The organism is Duganella sp. Root198D2, from assembly GCF_001428585.1.
In the GTDB taxonomy this organism is placed as follows: Bacteria; Pseudomonadota; Gammaproteobacteria; order Burkholderiales; family Burkholderiaceae_D; genus Rugamonas.
Window position 1 is genome coordinate 143,400 of record NZ_LMIC01000002.1, and the last position, 12,710, is coordinate 156,109.

Here is a 12,710-nt window from a genome sequence, read left to right on the forward strand (position 1 = left end):
GAGCCGCGAAATAAGCCATTGGTAAGCTATTGCTGTCGACCGTAGGATTGTGCTGCCGGATACCGTCCAACACACAAAACTACGAGACACCGATGACGACACCGCGATTCCCCGCCCTGCTGGCCCTGGCCAGCGCGCTGGCGGCAGCCTTCCCCCTGGCCGCCAGCGCAGCTCCCGCTACCAAGCATGCCGAATGGGAGCAACCGGAAGTGGTTCAAGTGAACCGCGAGCCGATGAAAACCACCTTTTTCAACTTCGAGCGGCGCGACCTTGCGCTGAAGGGCGACAAGGCGGCTTCGCAGTATTTCCTCTCGCTCGACGGCAGCTGGTCGTTCGCCTACTCGCGCACGCCGGAATCGCGGCCGGTGGACTTTTACAAGCCCGGCTTCGACATCAGCCGCTGGAAGACCATCCAGGTCCCGGGCATGATGCAGGCGCAGGGCTATGGCCAGCCGCTGTTCAACAACAGCGACTACCCTTTCCCGCCCAACCAGCCTTACATCCTGCACAGCATGAACGAAGTGGGTTCGTACCGCCGCAACTTCGACCTGCCGGCTAACTGGGATGGTCGCGATGTCTTCCTGCATATCGGTGCGGCCGGTGCGGCTTACTACATCTGGGTCAATGGCCGGAAAGTTGGCTACTCGGAAGACTCCAAGCTGCCTTCCGAATTCAAGTTGACGCGCTTCCTGCGCCCCGGCAGCAACGTGGTCGCCATCGAACTGTATCGCTTCGCCGACGGCTCCTACCTCGAGGACCAGGATTTCTGGCGCGTCTCCGGCATCGAGCGCAGCGTCTACCTGTATGCCGAGCAAAAAGCCCACCTGCGCGACTACGCGGTGCGCGCTACCCTGGACAAGTCCTCTTACCGCGACGGCGAATTCACGCTGCAGCCCGAGTTTGCGGGGGCCGCCCAAGGCAAGCTGACAGCCACCCTGCTGGATGGCGGGAAGGCCGTGCTGTCGCTGGAAACCGCAGTCACCGCCGGCAAGGCCGAAGCGCTGCACGGCACAGTGCCGGGCGTGCGCCAGTGGTCGGCAGAGACGCCAAACCTGTACCGCCTGCTGCTTGAATTCCATGATGCCAAAGGTGCGCTGGTCTCCTCTACTTCGCGCGTGGTCGGCTTCCGCACCGTGGAGGTGAAGGACGGCGAAGTACGCGTCAACGGCAAGCGCATAATGATCAAGGGCGTCAACCGCCACGAGCACGATCCACACACTTTCCACGTGATGTCGGAAGAATCGATGCGCAAGGATATGGAGCTGATGAAGCAGGCCAATATCAACGCCGTCCGCACCTCTCACTATCCGAACGATCCGCGCTGGTACGACCTGGCGGACGAATACGGCCTGTATGTGATGGACGAGGCGAACATCGAATCCCACGAGTACATGGGCATGGGCGACCGCGTGCGGCACATCCCGGGCGAACGCGAGAAGATACAGCTCGGCTACCAGCCCTATTGGGCGGCGGCGCACCTGGACCGCGTCAGCCGCATGGTGCAGCGCGACCGCAACCACCCCAGCGTGATCCTGTGGTCGCTGGGGAATGAGGCCGGCACCGGTCCCAACTTCGAACGCGCTGCCAAATGGGTGCGCGAGCAGGATCCGGACCGGCTGCTCAGCTACCTCGGCCACGGCACCATCGGCGAAGAGCATCTGCCGAACGATTATGTCGACATCTATGCGCCGATGTATGACCCGATCGAAAAGATGATCGACTACGCGCAGGATCCGCGCTACAAGCAGCCGATGATCCAGTGCGAGTATGTGCATGCCATGGGCAACAGCGTTGGCAATATGGAGGACTACTGGCGGGTGATCCGCTCGCACCGCAAGCTGCAGGGCGGGTTTATCTGGGACTGGGTCGACCAGGCCATGCTGTTGAAGGACAAGCAGGGGCGCAGCTATTGGGCGCAGGGAGAGGATTATGGCCCGAATCCGCGCAAGGATATGTCGGAAGTGGGCGATGGCCTGATCCAGGCCGACCGCACGCCCGACCCGGAGTATTACGAGGTGCAGAAGGTTTATTCGCCCGTGGTGTTCGAGGGCGATCCGGCTGCGGGGCGGTTGCGGGTGGTAAACCGCTATGATTTCGCCGACCTGTCCGGGTTTGATTTCGACTGGTCGGTTGCGCGCGACGGAATACAGCTTGCCGGCGGCTCGCTGGCCGGCGTCAATGCGCCCGCGCAGTCTTCGGCTGACGTGGCGCTGGTCCTGCCGAAGCTCGAGCGTGATCCGCGCTACGAATATGTGCTGACGCTGCGTGCCAAAGCCCGCCCCGGCGCCATTCGCGGCGTCCCGGCCGGTATGGTGCTCGGCTTCAGCCAGTTCGTGCTCCAGGCGCCATCCGCTGCCGCCGTGACGGCCTCGGGCGGCTGGGTGTCACCGGTGCGCGCAGGAAGCGGCGTCGAACTGCGTGCAGGCGATGCAGTGCTGGCGGTCGACGCGGCGAGCGGCAGGCTGGCCTATTCAGCTGGCGGCAAGCAGTTGCTGACCGGCGGCATGCCCAACTTCTGGCGCGCACTGACTGAAAACGACCTCGGCACGGGCCTCGGCAAAACGCACGCGATCTGGAAGCAATTCAGCGAACAGCGCAATGTCCGCGCCTTCGATATCCTGCAGGACGCGGTGCACGTCGAATACATCTTCGGCGCCGGCTCCGCGCGCTGGGACGCCACCTACCGCATGGACAGCAAAGGCGCAGTGCAAGTCACCGCCACCTTCGCCCCGTTGCGCGGCGACCTGCCGGATCCGCTCCGCATCGGCATGCGATTCGACAGCAATCCAGCGCTGGATACGCTTGAATGGTACGGCCGCGGACCGCAGGAATCTTACAGCGACCGCATTACCGGCGCCCCGCTCGGCCGCTACAGCGGCAAACTGGCCGACCAGTATCACGACTATATCCGTCCGCAGGAAAGCGGCAACAAGACCGGCGTGCGCTGGCTGACGCTGAAAGGCGCCGGCACCGGACTGCAGCTGCGCGGCACGCAGCCGTTATCGGTCAACGCCCTGGCTTTCCCTTACGAAGACCTGTATCCGCGCCCGCGCGGCACCTGGCACAGCTCCGACATCCGCCCGCACGGCGACGGCTCGCTGATGGTCGACGCAGTGCAGACTGGCGTCGGCGGCGACACCGGCTGGAGCCAGGTCGGCCGGCCGCACACGCAATACCGCATCAAGCTGGAGCCGACCACCTACCAGTTCACCATCGCACCGCAAGGAGCCGCGCAATGACCAACCCATACCGCCGCCGAGTGCTGGCCGGTGCCGCCGCCGCCACCGCCGGGGCGGCCCTGCTGCCGATGTCCGCCACCGTGCACGCCGCAGCCAACGCGCGCTTCAGCATCGGCAAGGACGACTTCCTGCTCGACGGAAAAGCGCTGCAGATACGCTGCGGTGAAATGCACTTCGCCCGCGTACCGCGCGAATACTGGCAGCACCGCCTGAAAGCCATCAAGGCCATGGGCCTGAATACCGTCTGCGCCTACCTGTTCTGGAACTACCACGAATGGCGCGAAGGCCGCTACGACTGGAGCGGCCAGCGCGACGCCGCCGAATTCTGCCGCCTGGCCCAGGCGGAGGGACTGTGGGTCATCCTGCGCCCCGGCCCTTACGCCTGCGCCGAATGGGAAATGGGCGGCCTGCCATGGTGGCTGCTGAAAAAGAGCAGCAGCGACACCTTCCTGCGCACCCGCGACGAAGCCTTCATGAAGCCAGCCCGGCGCTGGCTGGCGGAAGTCGGCCGCGTGCTGGCCGCGCAGCAGATAACGCGCGGCGGCCCGATCCTGATGGTGCAGGTCGAAAACGAATACGGCTTCTTCAGCGACGACCTGGAATACATGCGCACCATGCGCCAGGCCCTGCTCGACGCGCAATTCGACGTCCCCCTGTTCCAGTGCAATCCGACCAACGCCGTCCCGCGCACCCACATTCCCGAGCTGTTCTCGGTGGCGAACTTCGGCACCGACCCCGACGCCGGCTTCAAGGCCCTGCAGGCGGTGCAGCAAGGTCCGCTGATGTGCGGCGAATACTACTCCGGCTGGTTCGACACCTGGGGCAACCCGCACCGCCGCGGCGCCGCCACCAAGGCGGTCGCCGACATCCAGCAGATGCTCAGGATGGGCGGATCCTTCAGCCTGTACATGGCGCACGGCGGCACCACCTTCGGCCTGTGGGGCGGCTGCGACCGTCCGTTCCGCCCGGACACCAGCAGCTACGACTACGATGCCCCGATCGGCGAAGCCGGATGGGTCGGCGAGAAATTCCTGGCCTACCGCAAAGGCATTGAGCCATTCCTCCGGCCCGGCGAAACCCTGCCGCCGCCACCGGCGCGCCAGCCGGTGATGGCGATACCAGCCTTCACGCTCAAGGAATCCGCCGCGGTCTTCGCCAGCCTGCCGCAAGAAGCGATACGCGACGCATCGCCGCAACCGATCGAGCACTACGACATCAGCCGCGGCCTGGTTTCCTACCGCGTCACGCTGCCTGCGGGTCCTGCCGGCAAATTGTCCGCCGCCAAAGTGCGCGACCTGGCCTGGGTCCACATTGACGGCAGGCTGGTTGGCACTTTCGACACCCGCCACCGCCGCTTCGGCATCGAACTGCCGGCGCGCGACAAGCCGGCCACGCTGGAGATCCTGCTATACACGATTGCCCGCGTCAATTTCGGCCCCGAAGTGCACGACCGCAAAGGCCTGCACGGGCCGGTGCAATTCCAGCCCAAAGGCGGCAACCCGCTGGCACTCGAAAACTGGGAGATCCGCGCCATCGACTTCGATGCCGACGGCGTACTGCCGCCGCTGCGATGGAAACAGCAACGCGCGCGCGGCCCCGCGTTCTGGCGCGGCAGTTTCGACGCCAGACAACCCGCAGACACTTTCCTCGACATGTCGGCCTGGGGTCAGGGCGTGGTCTGGATCAACGGCCGCTGCCTGGGCCGCTACTGGAGCATCGGGCCGACACAAACCATGTACCTGCCCGGACCCTGGCTGAAACGCGGCCGCAATGAAGTCGTCGTGCTCGACCTGACCGGCCCCCAGCGCGCCGAACTGCGCGGTCTGGAAACGCCGATCCTCGACCGCCTGCAGCCGGAACGCGACCTGCCCCGCCCACCGAACAAGTCCAAGCCGAAGCTGGCAGGCGTCGCGCCAGCCCACAGCGGCCAGTTCCAGCCCGGCAGCGCCACCCAGGACGTGCGTTTTACCGCCCCGGTCAGCGGGCGCCAGTTCTGCCTCGAATCGCTGGACGCCTTCGACGGCAAGCAATATGCGGCGGTGGCCGAGATCTCGCTGCTGGACGCCAAAGGCCAGCCGATCAACCAGTCTTCCTGGACTATCGCCTATGTAAGCAGCGAGGAAGGCCGGCGCGAAGACGGCCAGGCCCTGAACGCCATCAACGGCCAGGCCAGCGATTTCTGGCACACCGCTTTGGCAGGCAAAGCCCCGGCGCCGGCCCACCCGCACCGCCTGGTGATCGACCTGGAGAAGACCGTCGAAGTGGCCGGCATCCGCTATACGCCGCGCCAGGGAGACGACAAGGTGACGGGCCGTATCCGCCGCTTCAATGCCTATGTCGGCGCGCAACTGGTGGATCCGGGCGAATGATATGGCGCTATGCCCAATCGATATACATACCGATAAATTTCTCATATTTCTGAACTAGCTCGCCACGATAGACTTGCCTTACCACTTCACTAACGAACAAAAATGAAGATCACAAAACTGACCACATACCGCATCCCACCGCGCTGGATGCTGCTCAAGATTGAAACCGACGAAGGCATCGTCGGCTGGGGCGAACCGGTCATCGAAGGCAAGGCGCGCACCGTGGAAACGGCGGTCCACGAATTCTCGCAATACCTGGTTGGCCAGGACCCGCGCCGCATCAACGACTTGTGGCAAGTGATGTACCGCGGCGGTTTTTATCGCGGCGGTGCCATCCTGATGAGCGCGATCGCAGGTATCGACCAGGCGTTGTGGGACATCAAGGGCAAGGCGCTTGGCGTGCCGGTGTACGAGCTGCTTGGCGGCCTGGTACGCGACCGCATGAAAACCTATAGCTGGGTAGGCGGCGACCGGCCGGCCGACGTCATCGCCGGCATCAAGACCCTGCGCGAAGCCGGCTTCGACACCTTCAAGATGAACGGCACCGAGGAATTTGGCATCATCGAAAGCTCCGCCGCCGTGGATGCCGCCGTGGCGCGCATCGCGGAAATCCGCGAAGCCTTCGGCAACCAGATTGAATTCGGCATCGACTTCCATGGCCGCGTCAGCGCGCCGATGGCCAAAGCGCTGCTGCGCGAACTGGAACCTTACCGCCCCCTGTTCGTCGAAGAACCGGTCCTGGCGGAGCAGGCCGAGTATTACCCGCGCCTGGCAGAGTCCACCTCGATCCCGCTGGCAGCGGGTGAACGCATGTTCTCGCGTTTCGAATTCAAGAACGTATTCCAGGCCGGCGGCATCTCGATCGTGCAGCCCGACCTGTCGCACGCCGGCGGCATCTCCGAATGCCTGAAGATCGCCGGCATGGCGGAAGCCTACGACATCGCCCTGGCCCCGCACTGCCCGCTTGGCCCCGTGGCATTGGCGGCCTGCCTGCACGTGGACTTCGTTTCGTACAACGCCGTGCTGCAGGAGCAAAGCATGGGCATCCACTACAACAAGGGCGGCGAATTGCTCGACTACGTGGTCAACAAGGAAGACTTCAAGATCGAGAACGGCTTTATCAAGCCGCTGCCGAAGCCTGGCCTGGGCGTGGTGGTCGACGAACAGCGCGTGCTTGAAGCCAGCCGCAATGCGCCCGACTGGAGCAATCCGCTGTGGCGCCATCCTGACGGCAGCGTAGCGGAATGGTGAATCACGCCGCCACCGCCAGCCTGCTCGGTCTAGACTGGGGCAGCACCAGCCTGCGCGCCTTCCTGCTCGGCCCCGGCGGCAAAGTGCTGGCCGAACGCAGCAACGGCCATGGCGCGTCCACCCTGTCCGGCGTGCCCGCCTTCACCGCGGCACTGGACGGCATCGCCGGCGACTGGCTGGCCGCCCATCCGCGCCTGCCGATGCTGGCCTGCGGCATGGTCGGCAGCCAGCACGGCTGGCGCGACGTGCCTTACGCCGCATGCCCTGCCAACGCCGCCGCACTCGCCGCCGGCATGCTGCCCCCCCCCGGCGCCGAAATCTCCATCGTGCCGGGCATACTGTACGACGATGGCACCCTGCCGCCGGACGTGATGCGCGGCGAAGAAACCCAGGTGGTGGGCGCCCTGCAGCTGTATCCCGCGCTGCGCGACGCTTCCTGCATCGTCCTGCCCGGCACCCATTCCAAATGGGCGCAGGTGAATGACGGTCGCTTGATGCGCTTCGCGACCCATATGACGGGCGAACTGTTCGCCGTGCTGCGCAGCCATTCCGTGCTGGGCCGCCTGATGGGCGACAGCGGCGCATTCGCCGAACATGCGTTTGCGGCGGGCGTCGACGCCGCGCGCGACTATGGCCACCTCGGCATGAGCCACCAGATATTCGCAGTGCGCACGCTTGGCGTCACCGGCCGCGCCCCAGCCGGCGAGCTGGCAGACTACCTTTCCGGCCTGCTGGTCGGCCACGAACTGCGCGCCGGCCTGGCGTGGCGCGCTGCTGCCGGCCTGGCAAACGCGCCGCTGGCCCTGGTCGGCAGCCAGGTGCTGTGCCAGCGTTACGCGCTCGCCCTGCAACGCTTCCATGCGGCGCCACCGCTGCTGCTCGATAACACCGCTCCCGCCGGCCTGTACCACCTGGCACGCGCGGCCGGCATGCTCAAGGATTGATATGAACGCAACATCATCGCCTTTCGAATCCGCCTTCAGGGCGCTGCCGCTGGTAGCGATCCTGCGCGGCGTCCAGCCACATGAGGTGGAAGCCATCGGCGCCGCCTTGTACGAAGCCGGCTTCCGCCTGATCGAAGTTCCGCTGAACTCCCCGCAGCCGCTGGATTCCATCGCGCGCCTGGCGCGCAGCCTGCCGGACGACGCCGTACTGGGCGCCGGCACGGTGCTGACTGCTACCGCAGTGCAGCAGGTGCGCGACTCCGGCGGTGCACTGATTGTGATGCCGCATTCGGACACTGCTGTGATCCGCGCCGCCAAGGCCGCCGGCATGTACTGCGTACCAGGCGCTGCCACGCCGACCGAAGCCTTCGCCGCCGCCCATGCCGGCGCCGACGCGCTCAAGCTGTTCCCGGCCGAACTGGTGACGCCAAACGTCATGCGTGCCATGCGCGCCGTGCTGCCGCCAGCCCTGCCGCTGCTGCCGGTCGGCGGCGTCACCCCTGGCAGCATGGCCACCTGGCGTGCCGCCGGCGCCACCGGTTTTGGCCTCGGTTCCGCACTGTACCAGCCTGGCCTGGATGCCGCCGCCGTAGCCGAACGCGCACGCAGCTTCGTTTCCGCCTGGAGGCAGGATGGAACAGCAAGTCCAGCCTGAAGCAGCCCTTTGCTCCGCCAGCATCGGCGCCCTGCTCTGGCATGACGGCTGCTGGTGGTGGAGCGATGCCGCCACACCGGCCTTGAAGGCCTGGCGCGGCAAGGGGCCTCCTGAAAACAGCCGCCTGCCGGAACACCTTGCAGCATTCGCATTTTGCCGCAGCGGCAAGCTGTTGCTGGGCCTCGACAAATGGCTGTACCTGGCCGAGCGCACCCCGCCCGGCGCCCTGAAACTGGCACGCCGCCTGCCGCTCGCCGTCGCCGCCGTCGATCCGGCCGAAGCGCGCACGCGCATCAGCGACGGCTGCGCCGACCGCCACGGCAATTTCGTCCTTGGCACCGGCAACCTGAATCCCGATTCCCCGCCCATTGGCAGCTTTTACCAATACTCGCAACGTTTCGGCTTGCGCCGGCTCGCGCTTCCGACCGTCGCCGCCGCGCATGGCATTGGTTTCAGCCCCGACGGCGGCACGCTGTATTTCGCCGGCGGCGACGGCCGCGAACTACTGGAAACTACTTACGACCCGGCTCGCGCCGAAGTGGGTAGAATCAACCGCTTCGCCAGCCTGGGCGCCGCCCGCATCGGCGGACTCACGCTGGATGCCGCAGCCAACGTATGGATTGCGCTGCGCGAAGAAGGAAGGCGCGGCCGCCTGGCGCAATTTGCGGCTGACGGTACACTGCTGCGCGAACTACCGTTGCCGGCATCGCAGCCGTCGCGGCCAGCCTTCGGCGGAGCGCACTTGGAACACCTGGCGGCGGGCGCGCTTGACGGCGGCCTGCACACCATGGAGATAGCCGGCGTGCAGGGATTGGCCCCGTCCCTGTTTGACGACGCCGCTGATTGACGCTGCGGGGGAGCGGCCCTATTATTGTCCGCATGTCAGATCCACGCTCGGACCGATTCGTAAGGTCCCACCTGAAAACGCGCCACCTGGTGCTTCTGGTCGAATTGGGCCGGCACCGCTCGATCCTGCATGCAGCACAGGCGGCAAACCTCACCCAGCCCGCGGCCTCCAAACTGCTGGGCGAGATAGAGCACGCCCTGAACGTCCAATTGTTCGAGCGCCTGCCGCGCGGCGTGGTGCCGACCTGGTACGGCGAAGTGATGATACGGCGTGCCGGCACCGCACTGGCCGAAATGGATGCGGCGCACCAGGAAGTGATGGAGCTGGTATCGGGACTTTCCGGCCGCGTCTCCATCGGTACGGTCCTGACGCCCTCCGCCGGCCTGGTCACCGACGCGGTCAAGCTGCTGAAAAGCCGGACCGCCAAGGTGCAGGTGTCGATTACCGTCGACACCTCCAAGATCCTGGTGGAACGCATGCGCGCCGGCGAATTCGACCTGGTGATCGGGCGCCTGCTCGACTCCAATGTCGCCTCGGAATTCAATTTCGAGCCGCTCACCGACGAACCGCATAGCCTGATTGCCGCAGCCGACCACCCTTTTGTCGGCCGCAAGGACCTGCAACTGGCCGACCTGGCGCGCGAGCCTTGGGTGCTGCCGCCGGCCGGCAGTATCCTGCGCGACCGCCTGACATCGATGTTCCTGTCGCAAGGCCTGGAGCCGCCGACCGAAGTGGTGGAGACGCTGGCCATGCCGGTGGTGGTCAACCTGCTGCCTGGCAGCCGCATGATCGCCGCCATGCCGGAAGAAACCGTGCGCCCTTACCTCGATGCAGGCCTGCTGGCCGTGCTGCCCTGGGACCTGGGCCTGCGCATGGACATGTACGGCATCGTCACCCGCAAGCGCCACCGCCTGTCGCCTGGCGCGGAAGCCATGCTGGTAGCGCTGCGCGAGGCTGCGCAGGCACGCTACCGGCGCTGACTCCCGCCCTCAATAAGCGACATGGTAGTCCTTCGGGAATTTCTTGCCCCCGAAGGCCTTCTTCTGTGTCCAGTCCTGCGCCGGCGAGGTCCAGTAGGAATCGCCGGCTGGCAGGCCCAGCGCCAGGAAGCTCGATGCAGCGATATACATGCTGCCATTGTTCGAGTACCAGTCGCCCAGCTCCGGCTGGTGTCCTGCAAAGCCGATGGTCAGGTAGCCGTCCTTGGTGAAATTGCCCGGCTCCGACCAGATCGCCTTATGTACGCTCGCCAGCGCCGCACGCACCTGTCCTTCGGGCAGGCTGGCCGGCAACTGCTTGCGCCAGGCCAGCAGCGCCAACGGCTGGAAGGCCGCGGTGCGGTAAGTCAGCGAACGCCCGATCGGCGGGAAGGTGCCCTGCGGCGAGATAAAGCGCTCCAGGTGCTCGCCATAGCGTTGCATGCGTTTTTGCGCCTGCGCCAGCAGGTCGGCGGGCTTGCCGTTCCAGAACGGGCCATTTGCCTTGGCCAGCACTTCAAGAATCTCCACCAGCATCGGGTACATCACGAAGGAGTTGTAGTAGTCGAAATGGAAGGCCTCGCCGTCCTTGATCCAACCGTCGCCCACATACCATTCGTTGACTTTGCGGATCGCCACGTTCATGCGCATCGGGTCGTACTGCTCGCCGATCGAGAGCAGGAAAGCCTCATTCATGGCCGCGAACAGCATCCAGTTGATGTATGGCGGCTCGATGCGGCGCAGGCTCTTGACCTCTTCGATGATGCGCTGTTTGGTGGCGGCATCCAAGGGCTCCCACAGCGCTTTGGGCGCGCGCATCAGGGCATTGGTGAAATAGGCGGAGTCCACCAGCGTCTGGCCTGGACCTTTCCACAACAAGTAGTCCGGCGATTTCGGATCGACGGAGTTGGTATAGCTTTGCAGCGCCTGTTCGCGCAGGCGCCTGCGGGTACGGCCTTCTGCGCTGTCCTCGTCGGGCAGCGCGAGCCACGGCGCCAGGCCGGCGATCAGGCGGCCAAAGCACTCAAGATACGCGACGCCGGGATCACGGCCATCCCATGTGGGACTCAGTTCCAGTGCGAATTTCTTTTTCAGTTCTCCCTTCGCCATGTTGGCCAGCACCGGATCTGCCATCTTCTGCAGCAAGGCGACCATGTAGGCGCGGTCGCCGCCAGTGGTCGCCGCAGCCGCACCGGTCGCCAGCGACACGGCCGGCGCGGCCGCCGCGGCACCGCCCGCCAGCATGCCGCGCATGAAGTTCCTTCGTTCCATCCTGCCGCTCCTTATTTATTCTTGTCGATGTAGCGCACCATTTCGGCTGCGGCCAGCAGGTAGGCCCCGACGCCGAAGTGCGAAGTGGAATTCCTGTCCACGACCTGCCCCGCTATGGCGCGTTCGCCGATCGGCTGCACATAGCCGATTTTTCCGTCCGGCTGCAGCGCGGTGCGCGTCAGGTAGCCCCAGCCTTTAAGCGCCACCGGCGCGTACTCGCCCCTGCCTAGCAAGCCATTATTGATGCCCCACAAATAGCCGTAAGTGAAGAATGCCGTTCCGCTTGTCTCCGGCCCCGGTGCATGCTGCGGATCGAGCAGGCTGCGCGTCCAGTAGCCCTCTTCCTGCTGCGCTTTTTTCAGCGCCGCCGCCATGCCCTGGAACTTGCGTACATACTCCTCGCGGTGCGGCGCATCCCTCGGCAAATCGTGCAGCACTTTCGCCAAGCCGGCAAACACCCAGCCATCGCCGCGCGCCCAGAAGTCCTTGCGGCCGTTGACGCTCTTATGCGCCGGGTACACATAGCGAGCATCGCGGTAATACAGCTCTTCATTCTTGTCGTACATGATGCTGTTCGAGTACTGGAAATACTCGTGCAGCTTCTCCAGGTACTGCGGGTTGCCAGTGATGTTGTACAACTTTGTCATCACCGGCATCACCATGTACAGGCCATCCGCCCACCACCAGTAATCGTTGCGCGCGGTGGACATCTGGTATTCCATCACCTCGCGGGCGCGGGCGATGCGGGCTGGGTCCTTTTCGAGCTGGTAGAGATCCGCGTACGTCTGGAAGCAGATCTGCCAGTCGCCGAACAGCACATGATCGTCGGTCTCGCCATAGGCCAGCTTCCACTGGCTCTTGTCCGGCGATTTCGCGCCCTGCCACTGGTTATGCTGCGCCCAGTCCAGCGAGTACTTCAGATAGGCCTGGTTGCCGGTGATGCGGTAGGCCTCCATATTGCCGGTATGGTATGCCGCCACATTCCAGAATGACCATTCCCTGGCCGGCGTGTTGGCTTGCCAGTAGGTGTTGACCTTGTCGATGACGGCGACGACTTCCTGTCGCGGCGGCGCCGGCTGCTGCTGCTGCTGCGTTGAGGCGCAGCCGCCCAGCGCGGCCAGCAGGACAATCAGTATGAGCTTCATGTTTTCGGATC

General features: G+C 65.0%; 9 protein-coding genes. 7 read left to right on the forward strand and 2 right to left on the reverse strand.

Features of this window, described 5'->3' with window-relative positions; genetic code table 11:
• The first annotated feature begins 92 nt into the window (after positions 1 to 92).
• The 7 genes from ASE26_RS03555 (at position 93) to ASE26_RS03585 (ending at position 10,285) form a co-directional block, all read left to right on the forward strand.
• On the forward strand, positions 93 to 3,239 hold the full coding sequence (locus ASE26_RS03555) for a glycoside hydrolase family 2 TIM barrel-domain containing protein (protein WP_057245609.1): 3,147 nt from the start codon (positions 93 to 95) through the stop codon (positions 3,237 to 3,239).
• Entirely contained in the window at positions 3,236 to 5,608 is a 2,373-nt protein-coding gene (locus ASE26_RS03560; protein WP_057245610.1) for a beta-galactosidase, read from the forward strand. The genes ASE26_RS03555 and ASE26_RS03560 overlap by 4 nt, the downstream gene beginning before the upstream one ends.
• A gap of 102 nt (positions 5,609 to 5,710) precedes the next feature.
• Complete coding sequence (gene dgoD, locus ASE26_RS03565) at positions 5,711 to 6,859, forward strand: galactonate dehydratase (RefSeq protein ID WP_055936515.1); 1,149 nt, start codon at positions 5,711 to 5,713, stop codon at positions 6,857 to 6,859.
• Complete coding sequence (locus tag ASE26_RS03570) at positions 6,853 to 7,803, forward strand: 2-dehydro-3-deoxygalactonokinase (RefSeq protein WP_055936512.1); 951 nt, start codon at positions 6,853 to 6,855, stop codon at positions 7,801 to 7,803. The genes dgoD and ASE26_RS03570 overlap by 7 nt, the downstream gene beginning before the upstream one ends.
• A 1-nt stretch (position 7,804) precedes the next feature.
• Positions 7,805 to 8,458 carry a 2-dehydro-3-deoxy-6-phosphogalactonate aldolase gene (locus tag ASE26_RS03575; protein WP_055936509.1) on the forward strand — a complete coding sequence of 218 codons (654 nt, stop codon included), beginning with the start codon at positions 7,805 to 7,807 and terminating at the stop codon, positions 8,456 to 8,458.
• Positions 8,436 to 9,305 (forward strand): SMP-30/gluconolactonase/LRE family protein, encoded by an 870-nt coding sequence (locus ASE26_RS03580; protein ID WP_055936507.1) that lies wholly within the window; start codon positions 8,436 to 8,438, stop codon positions 9,303 to 9,305. The genes ASE26_RS03575 and ASE26_RS03580 overlap by 23 nt, the downstream gene beginning before the upstream one ends.
• Positions 9,306 to 9,337: 32 nt before the next feature.
• The gene (locus ASE26_RS03585) at positions 9,338 to 10,285 is read left to right on the forward strand and encodes a LysR substrate-binding domain-containing protein (RefSeq protein WP_055936504.1); all 948 of its coding nucleotides are present in this window, start codon (positions 9,338 to 9,340) and stop codon (positions 10,283 to 10,285) included.
• Positions 10,286 to 10,294: 9 nt separating this feature from the next.
• Here ASE26_RS03585 and ASE26_RS03590 read toward each other — a convergent pair whose 3' ends face one another.
• On the reverse strand, positions 10,295 to 11,554 hold the full coding sequence (locus ASE26_RS03590) for a DUF2264 domain-containing protein (protein ID WP_057245611.1): 1,260 nt from the start codon (positions 11,552 to 11,554) through the stop codon (positions 10,295 to 10,297).
• 11 nt (positions 11,555 to 11,565) lie between these two features.
• The gene (locus tag ASE26_RS03595; RefSeq protein WP_057245612.1) at positions 11,566 to 12,699 is read right to left on the reverse strand and encodes a glycoside hydrolase family 88 protein; all 1,134 of its coding nucleotides are present in this window, start codon (positions 12,697 to 12,699) and stop codon (positions 11,566 to 11,568) included.
• Between the last annotated feature and the right edge of the window lie 11 nt (positions 12,700 to 12,710).